Genomic DNA, 15,311 nt, shown 5'->3' with positions numbered 1-15,311 from the left:
TACCGGGTTTCAGTCGACGTTCCGCCCACGCGCCTTCAACGCCGCACGCACGCCGGCGCCATAAGCTGCATCCGCCTTATCAAAATGCCCCAGCTGCCGCTGGATAATCTCATCACTAACCTGGCTCAAAGGCCCGGCAATATTCTCGAACAGGTTCAACTTTTCCTGCTCTGGCAAAAGCCGGAACAAGTTACCCGCCTGCGTGTAATCATCCTCCTTGCCACGGCCGTCATAGCGCCCTGCCCCGCCATTCAGCGCCAGCGCCGGCTCCCCATGCCCCATGCCCTGCGGATTGGAGCCCGCCGCCTCGGTCGCCGCATAGTTCTGCTCCGCGCCACCGGCACCAACCGCCATCGCCCCATCCCGCTGCTGGTGATGAAAAGGACAACGCGGCGCATTCACCGGCAGTTGCTGGTGATTGGTACCCACCCGGTACAACTGCGCATCGTGATAAGCGAACAAGCGCGCCTGCAGCATCTTGTCCGGCGAATAACCCATGCCCGGAACGATATTGGCCGGCGACAGCGCCGCCTGCTCCACCTCCGCGTGATAGTTCACCGGATTGCGGTTCAGCTCCAGCACGCCGACAGGAATCAGCGGGAAGTCCGCATGCGGCCACACCTTGGTCAGGTCAAACGGATTCCAGCCCGTACGCTGTTCCCACGCCGCCAGCTGGGCGTCGGTCGCCACCTGCAGTTTCACTTCCCACTGCGGGAAATCGCCGTTGGCAATCGCGTTGTACAGGTCCCGCTGGGCATGGTCCGGGTCCGAACCCGCCAGGCGCACCGCATCGGCCGCGCTCAGGTTCCTGATGCCTTGTTTGGTCTTGAGGTGCCACTTGACGTAGACACGCTCCCCCGCCGCGTTCACCAGGCTGAAAGTATGGCTGCCGAAACCGTCCATGTGGCGATAACCGTCCGGCGTGCCGCGGTCGCTGAACAGCATGGTGACCTGGTGCAGCGACTCGGGCGTCTTGCTCCAGAAGTCGAACATCATGGTCGGGGATTTGAGGTTGGTCTGCGGGTCGCGCTTCTGGGTGTGGATGAAGTCCGGGAACTTGATGCCGTCCTTGATGAAGAACATCGGCGTGTTATTGCCCACCAGGTCCCAATTGCCTTCCTCGGTATAGAAACGCACCGCGAAACCGCGCGGATCGCGTTCAGTATCGGCGCTGCCACGCTCGCCGCCAACGGTGGAGAAGCGCACGAAGGTCTCGGTCTGCTTGCCCACGGCAGCGAACAGCTTGGCCTTGGTGAATTTGCTGATGTCGTGCGTCACGGTGAAAGTACCGTAAGCGCCGGAACCCTTGGCGTGCACCACACGTTCCGGGATACGTTCGCGGTTGAAATGCTGGAGCTTTTCAATCAGGTGGAAGTCCTGCAGCAGGACGGGGCCACGCGGCCCGGCGGTCAGCGAATTCTGGTTATCGGCGACCGGAATGCCGGAGGCGGTGGTAATCGGGGTCTGGCTCATTGGTTAGCTCCTTCATGTGATCAGTGAAATCATTCTAAAGAGGCACGAGTAATTAATAAATTTGATTAAATCTATGAAATCGATAGTCAAAATTGTTCATGGATGGCAATTCCCTCGAAGGTATCCGCTCCTGCGGCCCACGGCTTTGCCTTGAAAGCCCGCTGCGCATCCGCGTAGCCGGCCTGCCAGCGCTGGCTGATGCCCGCGCTCGAGAAATCAATATCCTTGGTATGGTCTTCGCAGCTCAAATGCGGGGCCTTCAGCAGCACCACGTGCATTGAAGTGCCGCAGCCCCACAGCGCCAGATCCCGCACCTCCGGCGAGCTGCGCAGGTCTTCCGGCATCTTCATCGCCAGCTCGCGGATCACGCGCCGCAGGCGGTGCAGCTTGCGTTGCTGCTCGATGTGGCTGGCGCGGCTGGCATACTGGATCTCCTTGTGCTTCTCCAGCACATCGAGCACGCTTAGCGGCTCGCTCCCGTCAGGGTTCCACACCTGGACCGAGAAAATCACCGAGTCGCGGCGCGGCTCATCATCCAATACCGCCTCGATCGGCGTGTTGGAGTAGATGCCGCCATCCCAATAAGGCTCGGTGCCGATGCGCACCGCAGGGAAAGCCGGCGGGATCGCGCCGGACGCAATCACATGCGACAGCTCCAGCGCTTCCTTGCGCGTGTCGAAGTAGCGCATGACGCCGTTGCGGGCGTTCACCGCTCCTACCGTCAGGCGCGTGTGACGCTCGTTCAGGTAATTCAAGTCCACCAGCCCGGCCAGCGTGTCGCGCAGCGCATTGGTGCGATAAAAGGAAGCGTTCTCCACGCCGAGCGGCGCGGCAGGATTCCACCAGGCGATTGGGTTCGGGTCGAAAAAGGCGGGAATCCCCTGCGCCAGCGTCAGCGCGTTGGCAAAGGCTGGCGGCAGGCTGCCGAAGATATCGTGCCGTTCCATCGCTTCCCAGAACGCACGCAGTCTCGGCAAGCGCTGTTCGGGCGGATTGCCGGCGATGATGGCGCCGTTCAGCGCACCGATCGAGGTGCCGATCACCCAGTCCGGCTCCACGCCCGCTTCGTGCATGGCCTGGTAGACGCCGAGCTGGTAGGCGCCGAGCGCCCCGCCGCCCTGCAGCACCAGTACTGCCTGTCCTGGCATGGCTTTCTTCACATCCGCACCGACAAGCCTACCGTGAACGCCAGGTCCGGCGTGCGGTGGTTCAAGCCGACCATGAAGGCGGTGTCGACGCGCACGTCGCGCGTCAGCGAATAGCCGCCTCCAAAATCGAAACTGGCCTGGGTGCCGCCGTCGCGCGCGCGGGCAATGCGCGGCGTGGATACTTCGACGAAGACGTCGGCACGCTCGCTCAGGCCCTTGCCCAGCGTGACGCCGAACATGCCGGTCGTGAAATGGCGGCCGTTCTCATCGCGGTCGCGGTAAAGGCCTGGCATCACGCCCAGGCTCATGTCGTGCGGCAGTTCCCACTCCAGCGGCATGCGAATCGAGGGGCGTGTGCCATTGCCCCTGAAATCGCGCGAGCCGGTCGCAAAATCCAGCTGCGGAATCAGGCCGGCTGTTGGGGTGCCGTCCTTGCCTTCGTTGATTTGCCATTTGATGCTCAAACCTGTGTCGCCCCAGCCTTTCGGGTGGCTTGGGTCGCTGCGGTCGGTCACGCGTCCATCCGTATCCAGCCGCAGTTCAAGGTTGTCCGACACGCCCAGGCGCAGCAGCAAGGGCGTGCTGCGGTCTTCCTTCGATTGCTGGAAACCGGTTTCCAGCTGCACGCGCCCTTTGCCAAGAACTTCGGGAGAGTCCACGAAATCGGGACGGTCGGTCGAAATCCAGCTATCAGGTTCCGCAGCCGCGCAGCACAAAGGCAGCGCCAGCGCGCACAGTACTATTTTCCTCATTCCGTTCTCCGGCGATTTCTGGCTCAGGATAGGAATATGCCATTAATACCGGAGATCAACAATGAGGTTAAACCATATGGATTTACCCGTACCGGACCTGCAAGCGAAGTTTAGCCACCGGCCAGGTTAAGGCATGCGCCCTGTCGTGAGCGCGAACGCCCAGTCCGGGCGGCCGTGGCGCTGCGCCACGCCTGCCGCCGCGTTCCAGTCATAAGCGATTGCATACTGCTCCACCGTCCAGCCGGGTCCGCTCTGTTCCACGATCGCGTAGCGCGCATGGGGCGTACCATTTTCAGCCTTGTGCGGATGCGGCAGGTCGCCGTGATAGGCCTGCAAGCCCACGCTGCCAGGATTGACGACCAGGCGTCCGTCACCCAGCAGCACCGAGCGCGGTACATGGGTATGCCCGCAAAGAATCAGCGAGGCCTGCGCATCGCCAGCGCGCTGCAGAACTTCATCGTAGGTGGCGACACGTTGCCCAGCCGGGTCGACACTCTCCATCCAGTACACGAGGTCCGAGCCCGGCGTGCCATGCACCAGCAGCACATCCTTTTGCAAGTGCATCGACGGCGGCAGCGACGCAATCCATTTCCGATGACCGGGCGCAATATGATCATGCGCCCAACGGTCCGATGCGCCCATGATTGCCGGGTCGTGTTGCAGCAGTTGCCGTTCGTGGTTGCCGCGGATGGTCGGCAAGTCCAATTGCATCAGGCGGTCCGCAGTTTCAGCCGGCTGCAAGGGCCCGGACAGGATGTCGCCCAGGTTGACTGTCACATCCACCTGGCGCCGCGCGATGTCGGACAGCACCGCGTCCAGGGCCCACAGGTTCCCATGAATGTCCGACATCACAGCAATACGCATCGCTGACGCTCCTAAGTGGCCAAAGCGGCGACCTGCGCCGCACTCAGGGCCCCATTATAGATGCGGAAATCGTCTATTTTCCCCTTGAAGTATGGATCGCGCGGGTATTGCGAACGGCCTATCCAGTTCTGCGTCGTACTGCGCATGCGGAACGGCGCATGGGTCATCGCGGTATTGGTCGCCACCGCGCTGCCGTTCACGTACATGGTGCCAGTGGTGCCAGACAGAGTCACCGCCACATGCACCCATTGTCCGGTGGGCAAAGCCGCGGTCGTCAACGCCTGGTCACCCCAGCCATTCATCAGATTGATGGCGAAGCGCATGCTGCCGTCTTCAGCTTTTGGCGTCAGGAACATGTAATGGGTGGGGCCGGATCCTAAATCGAAAATACGCGACCAATTGCTGCCGCCGTCCCAGAAGACCCACAGCGCGATCGTAAAGTCGGCCAGGTCGCTCACCAGTTTTGCCGGCAGCGCGATGTAGTCGTCGACACCATCAAGCAAGACGGCATTGCCTTGCCTGCCTTGCGTCCATTGGGCTCCGTTCATCAAGGTGCCGTCGTGGGCATTGCCGCTGGAATCGGACACCGTCGTGCCCTGGGACTCGCTGAATTGAAGAACCGTATGCGGTACCACCGCCGTCGCGACGCGCGCCTCTTTTGATGGTGCGCTATTGCCCGTGGGCGTCTGCGCCGTGACCGCGTAATAATAGGGACCGGGTTCCATGCCGCTGTCGGTGTAGGTGAGCAGGCCGCTGATGCCGGCGGCAACGGTAGTGTAAGGCCCGCCCGCCACAGGCGAGCGCAACACCGTGTAGCTGCTGGCCGTCGCCGTTCCCCACCAGGACAGTTCGACGTTGCCGCCCACCAGCCGAGCCGTCAGGCCGCTCGGCGCCGCATTCGCAGTGAGCGGATCACGGCTGAACGTCAGCGTTCCCACGCCAAGCTGGTCGCCGCCGCCGCCGTCGCCTTCCGGACGCATCATGGCCGTCATCTGCGCGCAGAACGGCGCTGCCAGCCCAAGCCGGTTGACGTAGTGGTGATAAATCATTTCCCAGACCGGACGTAAATGCGGCAAGGGGCCTCCCGCGATGGCAGTACCCGTGCCCTGCCTGTTGACAAGGGTATCGAAAGGCATCGAGAGATAGTACCGATTGCCGCTGGCATCGGACAGATTGGCCTTGGCTACGTATTCAGCACCTGCAAGAAAGCGGTTGTTGTCGTAGCCGTAGAAATCGTCGCCCTGGTTCCAGGCCATTTCGCAAAACGCGCCGGCGAGTCCGATGCCGAGCGTGGAGTGCCCCTGGTCGCGCGAACTTTCCTGCCATTGGCCCAGATAGCCGGGGTGGACAAAGGGTACCATCTGGCTAGAGGCGCCGTTGCCGCGGCCTGTCAGGAAATAGGATGCCGCCTCGTCATAGACGTCCTGGCGGTCGCACAGCACGCCGATCGCCAGCATGCAGGCCATGTTGCACAGGTCCCAGTTGGCCCAGAAATTGGTGATCTCGGAACCGTTATGCGTAATCAGGAACTCATGGTTCAGGGGATAGAACACAGTCAGCATCATGTTCTGGAAACGCGCAAAGTCTGCGGCGGCCCAGCCGGAGTATGTCCGCATGATTTCTGCAGCATTGGCGAACTGGTAGCCGTAGATGCCTGCGGCCAGGAAGCGGTCGGAATTACCGGTGACTGTGGTCAGCGTGGACGACCAGGCGTCCAGGAATTCCACCGCCTTATCGGCGAATGCCGTGTCGCCGGTCACCTTCCAGCGCACCGCCAGCTGGTAGCTGCGGGCCACGTCGATAAACAGCTGGCCGAAATTGCTGCCATCGCCACCGCGGATCACGGTTTGCAATGGGCGCGGGCTGGCATCCAGGTTCGAGTGGCCTGTGCGCAGCAGCTTGTTCCAGCCGTCCAGCCAGGGCTGCGCGCCCGCCGCCACCTTGGCGCGCATGCGTGCGAAGTCCGCTTCAGTATGCAGCAAGCCGGGATGGGTGAAGGTGCGGGCCTGGGTGACAGGCGCGGGTGGCGGCGTACTGGCGGAACCTTGGGGCGACTGCGCTGACGGCGATCCGCCCCCGCAGGCGGTGATCCCGAGCGGGCCAAGCGCCGCGAGGCTGACGGAGCCGGCACAAAAGGTCCTGCGGGAGAGGGACACATCCCTATGTTGTTTGCTCATGGTTACCTTTCGAACGATCCGCGGCAGGACGACGCGGGCGCTCGATAGTAACTTACCTCAGAGCAACAATTTTATGAGTACCTGATGAAATTTCTCGGGCGGCTGGACGGAATAAAGCGGCTTTTGGAATCAGTGACCTTCCAGCGCATCGGCCACCTTGTCCATTTGCGACGCCTTGGCAACGGCATTGGCCGGCTTTTTTTCGTTCGCCTTGGCTTCCTTTGGCTGGATGGGCGGCGGCACAGGCAACGTGGAAGCCACCCGCACCGTGTCCATGGCATACATGGACGCAGACAGCCCTACCGTTGCAATCAATAACCAGCGTACCCACCAGGAAAGCACGATGACCTCCAGCGAATTATTCTATTAATCAGTCTAGTTTCGAAATTTGCTGGGATTCTATTAAATTGTCACCGTGACCAAGAGTTTTGTCACTGTTGGGATTGCTGCGCCATATGGACCAGCTCCCAGGTATGCCCATCCAGGTCTTCAAAGCCATGGGCGTACATAAAGCCATGGTCCTGCGGTTCGCGCGGGGTCTTGCCCCCGGCCGCTACGGCCTTGCGCACCAGTTCATCAACCTCTTCACGGCTCTCGCAGGATAAGCAAACCAGGACTTCGGTCGCCTCATGAGCGTTGACGATAGGCTTGCCGGTAAAGTTGCGGAAGAAGTCTTCGGCCAGCAGCATCGCGTAAATGCTGTCTTCATGGATCACCATGCTGGCAGCATTTTCGTTAGTGAACTGGGGGTTGAAGGTGTAGCCCAGGGCGGCGAAGAAAGCCTTCGACTTTTCCAGGTTCTTGACGGGCAGGTTGACGAAGATTTGCTTGTTCATGTTGATCTCTCAAAAAGGATTTGCAGGAGGTTTGCAATCCTACGACGCGCCAGCTTTCCCGAAATCGACATCAAACGCCGTCGCGAATATAGCACTTCATTTCAAGCAAGAAGCTCGCAGATTGTCACAAACATAAATATTATAAAAAAATACAAAAATGTGACAAATGACATGCTAAATTGGTCAGTGCACCTTGAGCGTGAGCGCTCCGGGTTTTCCTAATCCATAAAAGTCAGGGAGATGTATGAAGAAAATGATCTTTGCCGCGGCATGCGTGGCACTCGTGTCCGGCTGCTCAGACCTGCCTCAAAAGGACAGTGCCGTTCACGAAGAGACGTACGTGATGACCGGATCCCATATTGCACGTAAGGCGGGCACCCCAGCCTACGGCGATGCAAAGGTGGTCTCCAAAGAGGAATTGGAACGTCAAGTGCAGAACCAGTCGGCCAACCTCGGGTCTGGCCCTAATCGCTGACTCGCGCCACCTGAACCAGAAAGTACAAAGGCCAATCCGAGGATTGGCCTTTTTCTTTGATACTGTTGGTCGGGGCGAGAAGATTCGAACTTCCGACCCCCTGCACCCCATGCAGGTACGCTACCAGGCTGCGCTACGCCCCGACTCGAGCCACAGATTATATCAGAGCAATTTGTGGTTTTGTCAAAGTTACCTCAAACTACAGGAATGGCTATCGATCGACTCCAGGCTGCGCGCGCGGCCGAACTCATTGCGCAATCGGATGGGCTGGTGATCGCGGCCGGCGCGGGCATTGGCGTGGATTCAGGCTTGCCGGATTTCCGTGGCAACGAGGGATTCTGGAAGGCCTACCCTGCCCTCGGCCGGGCGCAGATGGCGTTCACCAGTATCGCGTCGCCGCGCACTTTCCATGATGATCCGGCTTTGGCCTGGGGGTTTTACGGCCACCGTTTGGCACTGTATCGCGAGACTATGCCGCATGAAGGATTTGCGCTGCTGCGGGAATGGGGCGCGGCGATGGATCATGGCTGCTTTGTCTTTACCAGTAATGTGGATGGGCAGTTCCAGAAGGCGGGGTTCGATCCGCGTGCGGTGTATGAATGCCATGGGTCGATTCATCATCTGCAGTGCCTGGAGCCTTGCTGCAGCAAGATCTGGGCGGCGGATACATTTGTGCCTGATGTCGACGCTGACGCTTGCCGACTGCGTAATGAACCGCCCCGCTGCCCCGGCTGCGGCGGCTTGGCGCGGCCAAATATCCTGATGTTCGGGGATTGGGGCTGGATTGAGCGGCGCAGTGAGATGCAGGCGGCTCGGTTGGAGGCTTGGCTGGAGAAGGTGCGGCGTCCGCTGGTGATTGAGTTAGTGGCGGGGACGGCGATTCCTTCGGTACGCCATTTTGGGCAGGGCGTGGTGCAGCGGGGTGGGAGGATGGTGCGGATTAATCCGCGCGAGTTTGCGGTAGGGAGCGCGGAAGACGTTGCGATCGAAGCTGGTGCGCTGGATGGGACGCGGGCGGTTGCCGTCGCCCGTCTGACCCGCGCGGGTCAGACGCGTCCTGCTCACTGGCCGTGATTAGATGAACTTTACGGAGAGGCTGGCCAGGCCTTCGATGCTGCCGGTCAGGGATTGGCCGCGCGTGACCGCGCCGACGCCTTCGGGGGTGCCGGTGAATATCAGGTCGCCGGGTTCGAGGCGGAACAGCGTGGAGAGGTTGGCGATGGTTTCGGAAACCGACCAGATCATGTGGTCGGTACTGCTGGATTGGCGCACTGCTCCGTCCAGCGCCAGCGCGATCGCGGCGCTTTCGACGCCTGGCGCTTCTGACGCGCGGCGCAATTCGCCTACTGGGGCGGAATAGTCGAAGGCTTTGCCGATTTCCCACGGGCGGCCTGCGTCCTTCATTTTTCCTTGCAGGTCGCGGCGGGTCATGTCCAGCCCTACTGCGTAGCCGAAGATGTGCTTTGGCGCGTCCGCCACGGAGATGTCGCTGCCGCCGGCGCCGATCGCCACCACCAGTTCGCACTCGTAATGATAATTGCTGGTCTGCGGCGGGTATGGCAGTTCAGCCACCGCGCCCGGCGCAACCGGCACGACAGCCGATGCGTCGCCCGGTTTGCAGAAGAAGAATGGCGGCTCGCGGTCCGGGTCGGAACCCATCTCGCGCGCGTGGCCGGCGTAGTTGCGCCCCACGCAGTAGACGCGGCGCACCGGAAAGCGTTCTTCGGTGCCGTGGATGTGCAGTGCCGCGACCTGGTGCGGCGGGAAGATGAAATTGGTCATTTCTATTGGCCTCAAGTGAATAGGAGCGCCTGCATGGCGATGCGGAAGGATTTCACCAGCTCGGCGACCGGCAGTTCAGGATAATTCAACACCCTCAGTTGCAGCCCCTGGTGCAGGCAGATCACAGCCTGCATGCGCCCTTCGACGGTGATGTCGTCGGCAGCCAGGCCGTGTTTTTCGCGGCCGGACTTCAGCAACGCGAGAAGGCTCTCGCACATGCGGCGGTCGGCTTGCTGGCTCAAGGCTGCTATGGCGGGATTGCGGGCGCTTTCGGCGGCGATTTCCAGCGGCAGTGCCCAGTGGTCGGGGTCGAGGTTGTTGTGGACGCTCTGCTCGACGTCGTCGATGATCGCTTGCAGCGGGTCCGGCTGGCTGCCGATCTTGCTGATGATTTCATGCACCCGCGTTTCGTTTTCTTCCACGAAGGCGGCGATGATCGCGTCTTTGCTGGCGAAGTAGTTATAAATGTGGCCGGCGCTCATGCCGGCCGCCTTGGAAATCTCGGACATGCTGGCGCCGTGGAATCCGCTGCGGCGGAAACAGGTGGCGGCGGCGTCCAGTACCTGGCGGCGGCGGTTGGCCGCGCGTTCAGGGTCGATGTGGCGTTTTTCTGTCATAAGGCGTAACAATGGCCAAGGGATTGAGCTTTGTCAAATTACAACGTGCTATGATTGAACGGCAGTTACTTCATTCTTAAAGGAAAAGTGATATGCCCTCCCGTACCTCTCGCTCGATTGAGATGCGGCCTGCCGAAGCAGGCGATATGGCGTTCATGCAGCAGTTGTACGCTTGTACGCGCAACACCGAAGTTCGTATGGGAGGCTGCGACCTCGCCACGGAGACACTTCTTCAAGGCGTGCAGTTCAGGGCGCAGCAGTCCTGGTTCGAATCCCAATACCCGAATGCCGACCTGGCCGTGATCATGGATCGTGAGCGTCCGGTTGGGCGGCTGTTCGTTGATTATGGGCCGGGCGAATTGCGCATCCTCGATATCTGCCTCCTGCCGGAATACCGAAACCGTGGGATCGGGCTTGGGTTGTTGCGCAGCTTGCAGGCACAAGGGGAGCGTCTGCGCCTGCCGGTGCGGTTGAATGTCGCGCTGGGCAGCCCGGCGTTGCGGCTGCTGCAGCGTTGCGGGTTCGAGATCCTGGCGGTGGATGGCGTCTACAACTTGATGGAGTGGATGCCGCCGGCGGGGATTGATCTGGACTGAAAACCGGTAAGCCGGTGTCAGACCCACAGGGTCTGACACCCTCCTGTTCCACGGCCGCCGGTTTCGTCAGGCCCAGCCTCCCAGCACTTTGTACAGGGTTACCTGGTTGGCGGCTTTCGCCAGGCGCACGCTGATCAGGCCTTGCTGGGCGGCGTATAACGCTCGCTGCGACACCAGGGCGTTCAGGTAGGATTCGGCGCCTTTCTGGTAGCGCGCTTCGTGGATGCGGTAGCTGCGGCTGGCGGCTTCCGTCAGCGCGGCTTGCGATTCCACCCGTTCATCCAGCGTGCCACGCTGTGCCAGGGCGTCGGCCACCTCGCGGAAGGCAGACTGGATCGCTTTTTCGTAGCGCGCCACGGCGATGCCATTGTCCGCCCTGGCGATGTCCAGCCTTGCGCTGTTGGCGCCGGCGTCGAACAGCGGCAGCGTCAGTTGCGGCAGGAAGGTCCAGGCGCCGGTGCCGGCCTTGAACAAGTTACCCAGGCTATTGCTTGCGCTGCCTGCGGTGCCGGTCAGCGTAATGCTCGGGAAGAAAGCGGCGCGCGCCACGCCGATATTGGCGTTGGCCGCTTTCAGCGCATGCTCCGCTTCCAGCACGTCGGGACGTTGCAGCAGCACGGTGGACGGCGCGCCTTCCGGCAGTTCGGCCAGCGTGGTCACTGCGGTCGGCAATGCCTGCGGCAGCAGGCTTGCCGGCACTTGGGTGCCGACCAGCAGGGCCAGCGCGTTCTCGCCGGCCGCTACCTGGGCGGTGTACAGGGCCATGTCGTTGCGCGCGGCTTCGACACTGGTTTGTGCTTCGTACGTGTCGAGCCCCGAAGTTGCGCCCGATTCGAAGCGGCGCTTGCTCAGCTCAAATGTAATTTGCTGGCTCTTCAGCGTGTCCTGCGCCAGGCGCAGGCGCTCCTTGTCGGCAGCCAGGCCAAGCCAGGTAGTAGCGATTTCGGATACCAGGCTTAAACGCTGGGCGCGTTGCGCTTCCTGCGTGCCAAGGTAGGACTGCAAGCCGGCTTCCGAGGAGTTGCGCAGTTTGCCGAACAGGTCGAGTTCATAGGCCGCAAGCGCCAGGCCGCCGGTATATTGGCGGCTGATGTCACCGCCCGGCGCACGTGCGGCGCTCTGACCCACCTGGGCATTCACTTTCGGCAGCTGGGCGGCACGGTCGATGCCGTACTGCGCCCTCGCCTTTTCGATGTTCAGCGCCGAGACACGCAGGTCGCGGTTGTTTTTCAGCGCCAGTTCCACGACGTCGCGCAGTTGCTGGTCGCCGATGAAGTCCTGCCAGGCGATTTCGCTGGCTGGCTTGGCATCCGCGCCGGCGTTGGCGGGCTTGTAGGCCTCGCCTTGCGGCCAGGCCGCAGCGACCGGCGAGACCGGGCGCTCATAGGTCGGCGCCAGGCTGCAGCCGGCCAGCAAGGCCGCCGCTGCAAGGGTAAGGATCGTCTTTTTCATATCAGTTCGCCTCCGAAGCAATGACCGGTGCGGCTGGCGCAGCAGGCGCCTTGCGGGCTACCCACGCACGCACCACCACGAAGAACACCGGCACGAAGAAAATGCCGAGGAAAGTAGCCGTCAGCATGCCGCCCAGCACGCCCACGCCGATGGCGTTCTGGCTGCCGGAACCGGCGCCGCTTGCCATGGCCAGCGGCAGCACGCCGAGGCCGAAGGCGATGGACGTCATCAGGATCGGGCGCAAGCGCAGCTTGGCCGCCTGCAGCGTGGCTTCACGCAGTTCGATGCCCTTCTCTTGCAGTTCCTTGGCAAATTCCACGATCAGGATCGCGTTCTTGGCCGACAGGCCGACCACGGTCAGCAAGCCGACCTGGAAGTACACGTCGTTCGCCAGGTGGAAGCCCCAGGTGGCAAGCACGGTACCGATCACACCCAGCGGCACCACCAGCAGCACCGAGAACGGCACCGACCAGCTTTCATACAATGCGGCCAGGCACAGGAACACGATCAACACCGAAATGGTGTACAGGATCGTCGTTTGCGAGCCTGAGTCGCGCTCTTCCAGCGACAGGCCGGTCCACTCGAAGCCGATGCCCGGCGGCAGTTGCGCCACCAGCTTTTCCATTTCGGCCATGGCGACGCCGGAGCTGACGCCTGGCGCGGGCATGCCCTGCACGTTCATCGAAGGAATGCCGTTATAGCGTTCCAGGCGCGGCGAGGCGTAGATCCAGCGGCCGGTGGCGAAAGCGGAGAATGGCACCATTTCGCCCTGCGCATTGCGCACGAACCACTTGTTCAGGTCTTCGGGCGCCATGCGCGATTCCGGCGTGCCTTGCAGGTAGACGCGCTTGACGCGGCCCCGGTCTACGAAGTCGTTCACGTAGGAAGAGCCCCAGCCCACGCTCAGCACACGGTTCACGTCCGCGACGGACAAGCCGAGTGCAGTGGCTTTCTGCTGGTCGATATCGAGCTTGAATTGCGGCGTATCTTCCTGGCCGTTGGGACGCACGGCCATCAGCAGCGGATTCTTGGCGGCCATGCCGAGCAGCTGGTTACGTGCGGCCATCAGCGCATCGTGGCCGACGCCGCCCTGGTCTTGCAGCTGCAGGTCGAAACCGGTGGCGTTACCCAGTTCCATCACGGCTGGCGGAGCAAAGGCAAACACCATCGCTTCGCGGATTTGCGAGAAGGCGCCCATGGCGCGGCCGGCGATCGCTTTCACTTTCTGGTCCGGGTTCTTGCGTTCGGACCAGTCCTTCAGGCGCACGAAGGCCAGGCCGGCATTCTGGCCGTTACCGGCGAAGCTGAAGCCCGCCACCGTGAAGACGGAAGCGACGTTCGCTTTTTCATCTTCCATGAAGTGATGTTCCAGCTTTTCCAGCACTTTCAAGGTGCGTTGCTGGGTAGCGCCGGTCGGCAGCTGCACCATCGAGAACAGCACGCCCTGGTCTTCTTCCGGCAGGAAGGAAGTCGGCAGGCGCATGAAGGATACCGCCAGCACGGCCAGCAGTGCACCGTAGACCAGCAGCGAGCGGCCGCTGCGCGCCAGCATCTTGCCGACCAGGCCCTGGTACTTGGTGCTGTTGCGGTCAAACGCACGGTTGAACCAGCCGAAGAAACCCTTCTCCGAAACGTGTGAGCCAGGCTTCAGGAAGGTGGCGCACAGCGCAGGGGTGAACACCATCGCCACCAGCACGGACAGCACCATCGCGGACACGATGGTGACGGAGAACTGGCGGTAAATCACGCCGGTGGAACCACCGAAAAAGGCCATCGGCACGAACACGGCGGACAGCACCATCGCAATACCCACCAGAGCGCCCGAGATCTGGCCCATGGACTTGATGGTTGCTTCTTTCGGCGACAGGCCCTCCTCCGTCATCACGCGCTCGACGTTTTCCACCACGACGATGGCATCGTCCACCAGCAGGCCGATGGCCAGCACCATGGCGAACATGGTCAGCGTGTTGATCGAGTAGCCCAGCGAAAACAGCACGCCGAAAGTACCCAGCAGCACCACAGGCACCGCAAAGGTCGGGATCAGGGTGGCGCGGAAATTCTGCAGGAAGACGTACATCACGATGAAGACCAGGACCACCGCTTCCAGCAGGGTCTTGACCACTTCTTCAATCGACAGCTTGACGAAAGGCGTGGTGTCGAAGGCCACCTGGGCCTTCATCCCTTGCGGGAACTGCTTGCCTAGCGTTTCGACCTTTTTCTTGACCAGGTCCGCGGTTTCCAGCGCATTGGCGCCGGTGGCCAGCTTGATCGCCACGCCGACCGCAGGCGCACCGTTGTAGCGCGCCACAGTGTTGTAGTTTTCGTTGCCCAGCTCAATGCGGGCCACATCGCGCAGGTGCACGGTGGCGCCGCTGGCGGTGGTCTTCAGCAGGATGGCGCCGAATTGTTCCGGCGTCTGCAGGCGGCTTTGCGCCGTCACGGTGGCGTTCAGCTGCTGGTCCGGCACGGCAGGCGCGCCACCCAGTTCACCGGCCGATACTTCGGCGTTCTGCGCCTGGATGGCGGTCGTCACGTCGGCGGGCGTCAGCTGGAAGCCTTGCAGCTTCTGCGGGTCGAGCCAGATGCGCATCGCGTACTGGGAACCGAACAGCGTGACGTCGCCCACGCCCTGCACACGGCTGAGCGGATCGATCACGTTGGCGGCCACATAGTCGCCCAGGTCCGACTGCTTCATCTTGCCGTCTTCGGAGATGAAGCCGAACACCATCAGGAAGTTGCGGGTCGCCTTCGACACCACCAGGCCTTGCTGGGTCACGGCGGCAGGCAGCAACGGCGTCGCCAGCTGCAGCTTGTTCTGCACCTGCACCTGAGCAATGTCAGGATTGGTGCCGCTCTTGAAGTTCAGCGTGATATTGATGCCGCCGGTCGAATCGCTGGTCGACGACATGTAGCGCAGGCCATCGATACCCTTCATCTTCTGTTCGATGATCTGGGTGACGGCGTCTTCCACCGTCTTGGCCGATGCGCCCGGATAGGAGCCGGCGATCGAGATCGATGGCGGCGCAATGCTTGGGTACTGCGCAATTGGCAGGCCCTTGATCGCCATCACGCCTGCCAGCATCACTACGATGGCGAGCACCCAGGCGAAAATGGGGCGATTGATAAAGAAGCGGGACAT

General features: G+C 61.7%; 14 protein-coding genes and 1 tRNA gene. 3 read left to right on the top strand and 12 right to left on the bottom strand.

Going from position 1 to position 15,311, the window contains the following annotated elements:
* Window positions 1-9: 9 nt before the first annotated feature.
* The 7 genes from GM658_RS13310 to GM658_RS13280 all read right to left on the bottom strand — a co-directional run bounded on the left by GM658_RS13310 (window position 10) and on the right by GM658_RS13280 (window position 7,250).
* Window positions 10-1,473 carry a catalase gene (locus GM658_RS13310; protein ID WP_155454523.1) on the bottom strand — a complete coding sequence of 488 codons (1,464 nt, stop codon included), beginning with the start codon at window positions 1,471-1,473 and terminating at the stop codon, window positions 10-12.
* Between the two features lie 86 nt (window positions 1,474-1,559).
* On the bottom strand, window positions 1,560-2,621 hold the full coding sequence (locus GM658_RS13305) for a patatin-like phospholipase family protein (protein WP_155454522.1): 1,062 nt from the start codon (window positions 2,619-2,621) through the stop codon (window positions 1,560-1,562).
* 8 nt (window positions 2,622-2,629) lie between these two features.
* A complete protein-coding gene (locus GM658_RS13300) occupies window positions 2,630-3,373 on the bottom strand; it encodes a transporter (RefSeq protein ID WP_155454521.1) in 744 nt (247 codons plus the stop codon).
* Window positions 3,374-3,499: 126 nt separating this feature from the next.
* Window positions 3,500-4,237 carry a metallophosphoesterase family protein gene (locus tag GM658_RS13295; RefSeq protein ID WP_155454520.1) on the bottom strand — a complete coding sequence of 246 codons (738 nt, stop codon included), beginning with the start codon at window positions 4,235-4,237 and terminating at the stop codon, window positions 3,500-3,502.
* An 11-nt stretch (window positions 4,238-4,248) separates the two neighbouring features.
* On the bottom strand, window positions 4,249-6,414 hold the full coding sequence (locus tag GM658_RS13290; protein WP_155454519.1) for a LamG-like jellyroll fold domain-containing protein: 2,166 nt from the start codon (window positions 6,412-6,414) through the stop codon (window positions 4,249-4,251).
* A 129-nt stretch (window positions 6,415-6,543) separates the two neighbouring features.
* Window positions 6,544-6,756 carry a hypothetical protein gene (locus GM658_RS13285; RefSeq protein WP_155454518.1) on the bottom strand — a complete coding sequence of 71 codons (213 nt, stop codon included), beginning with the start codon at window positions 6,754-6,756 and terminating at the stop codon, window positions 6,544-6,546.
* Window positions 6,757-6,845: 89 nt separating this feature from the next.
* The gene (locus GM658_RS13280) at window positions 6,846-7,250 is read right to left on the bottom strand and encodes a VOC family protein (protein WP_155454517.1); all 405 of its coding nucleotides are present in this window, start codon (window positions 7,248-7,250) and stop codon (window positions 6,846-6,848) included.
* A gap of 244 nt (window positions 7,251-7,494) precedes the next feature.
* Here GM658_RS13280 and GM658_RS13275 point away from each other — a divergent pair, with 244 nt between their 5' ends.
* A complete protein-coding gene (locus GM658_RS13275) occupies window positions 7,495-7,725 on the top strand; it encodes a putative periplasmic lipoprotein (protein WP_155454516.1) in 231 nt (76 codons plus the stop codon).
* Between the two features lie 66 nt (window positions 7,726-7,791).
* Here GM658_RS13275 and GM658_RS13270 read toward each other — a convergent pair.
* Window positions 7,792-7,868 (bottom strand) — tRNA-Pro (locus GM658_RS13270).
* A gap of 64 nt (window positions 7,869-7,932) precedes the next feature.
* Between GM658_RS13270 and GM658_RS13265 the strand changes: the two genes are divergently transcribed.
* The gene (locus GM658_RS13265; protein WP_155454515.1) at window positions 7,933-8,799 is read left to right on the top strand and encodes an SIR2 family NAD-dependent protein deacylase; all 867 of its coding nucleotides are present in this window, start codon (window positions 7,933-7,935) and stop codon (window positions 8,797-8,799) included.
* On the opposite strand, the gene GM658_RS13260 is transcribed toward GM658_RS13265, so the two are convergent.
* Complete coding sequence (locus tag GM658_RS13260; RefSeq protein WP_155454514.1) at window positions 8,800-9,507, bottom strand: fumarylacetoacetate hydrolase family protein; 708 nt, start codon at window positions 9,505-9,507, stop codon at window positions 8,800-8,802. It lies immediately after the preceding gene.
* 11 nt (window positions 9,508-9,518) lie between these two features.
* Window positions 9,519-10,124: a TetR/AcrR family transcriptional regulator gene (locus tag GM658_RS13255; RefSeq protein WP_155454513.1), complete on the bottom strand. Its 606-nt coding sequence runs from the start codon at window positions 10,122-10,124 to the stop codon at window positions 9,519-9,521.
* A 92-nt stretch (window positions 10,125-10,216) separates the two neighbouring features.
* Here GM658_RS13255 and GM658_RS13250 point away from each other — a divergent pair, with 92 nt between their 5' ends.
* Window positions 10,217-10,720: a GNAT family N-acetyltransferase gene (locus GM658_RS13250; protein WP_155454512.1), complete on the top strand. Its 504-nt coding sequence runs from the start codon at window positions 10,217-10,219 to the stop codon at window positions 10,718-10,720.
* Window positions 10,721-10,786: 66 nt separating this feature from the next.
* Here GM658_RS13250 and GM658_RS13245 read toward each other — a convergent pair whose 3' ends face one another.
* Together GM658_RS13245 and GM658_RS13240 are read right to left on the bottom strand one after the other, a co-directional pair.
* The gene (locus tag GM658_RS13245) at window positions 10,787-12,172 is read right to left on the bottom strand and encodes an efflux transporter outer membrane subunit (RefSeq protein WP_155454511.1); all 1,386 of its coding nucleotides are present in this window, start codon (window positions 12,170-12,172) and stop codon (window positions 10,787-10,789) included.
* Between the two features lies 1 nt (window position 12,173).
* The gene (locus tag GM658_RS13240) at window positions 12,174-15,311 is read right to left on the bottom strand and encodes an efflux RND transporter permease subunit (RefSeq protein WP_155454510.1); all 3,138 of its coding nucleotides are present in this window, start codon (window positions 15,309-15,311) and stop codon (window positions 12,174-12,176) included.

The organism is Massilia eburnea (genome assembly GCF_009720745.1).
Lineage (GTDB): Bacteria > Pseudomonadota > Gammaproteobacteria > Burkholderiales > Burkholderiaceae_D > Rugamonas > Rugamonas eburnea.
Note: the sequence above shows the minus strand (reverse complement) of the source record. Positions and strands in the feature narration are given on the sequence as shown.

What these genes read in the sequence shown, in the direction of transcription:
- GM658_RS13290 (WP_155454519.1), bottom strand. Translation starts at nt 6,414, where the DNA reads ATGAGCAAACAACATAGGGATGTGTCCCTCTCCCGCAGGACCTTTTGT.
- GM658_RS13255 (WP_155454513.1), bottom strand. Translation starts at nt 10,124, where the DNA reads ATGACAGAAAAACGCCACATCGACCCTGAACGCGCGGCCAACCGCCGC.
- GM658_RS13250 (WP_155454512.1), top strand. Translation starts at nt 10,217, where the DNA reads ATGCCCTCCCGTACCTCTCGCTCGATTGAGATGCGGCCTGCCGAAGCA.
- GM658_RS13305 (WP_155454522.1), bottom strand. Translation starts at nt 2,621, where the DNA reads ATGCCAGGACAGGCAGTACTGGTGCTGCAGGGCGGCGGGGCGCTCGGC.
- GM658_RS13265 (WP_155454515.1), top strand. Translation starts at nt 7,933, where the DNA reads ATGGCTATCGATCGACTCCAGGCTGCGCGCGCGGCCGAACTCATTGCG.
- GM658_RS13280 (WP_155454517.1), bottom strand. Translation starts at nt 7,250, where the DNA reads ATGAACAAGCAAATCTTCGTCAACCTGCCCGTCAAGAACCTGGAAAAG.
- GM658_RS13240 (WP_155454510.1), bottom strand. Translation starts at nt 15,311, where the DNA reads ATGTCCCGCTTCTTTATCAATCGCCCCATTTTCGCCTGGGTGCTCGCC.
- GM658_RS13245 (WP_155454511.1), bottom strand. Translation starts at nt 12,172, where the DNA reads ATGAAAAAGACGATCCTTACCCTTGCAGCGGCGGCCTTGCTGGCCGGC.
- GM658_RS13300 (WP_155454521.1), bottom strand. Translation starts at nt 3,373, where the DNA reads ATGAGGAAAATAGTACTGTGCGCGCTGGCGCTGCCTTTGTGCTGCGCG.
- GM658_RS13310 (WP_155454523.1), bottom strand. Translation starts at nt 1,473, where the DNA reads ATGAGCCAGACCCCGATTACCACCGCCTCCGGCATTCCGGTCGCCGAT.
- GM658_RS13295 (WP_155454520.1), bottom strand. Translation starts at nt 4,237, where the DNA reads ATGCGTATTGCTGTGATGTCGGACATTCATGGGAACCTGTGGGCCCTG.
- GM658_RS13275 (WP_155454516.1), top strand. Translation starts at nt 7,495, where the DNA reads ATGAAGAAAATGATCTTTGCCGCGGCATGCGTGGCACTCGTGTCCGGC.
- GM658_RS13260 (WP_155454514.1), bottom strand. Translation starts at nt 9,507, where the DNA reads ATGACCAATTTCATCTTCCCGCCGCACCAGGTCGCGGCACTGCACATC.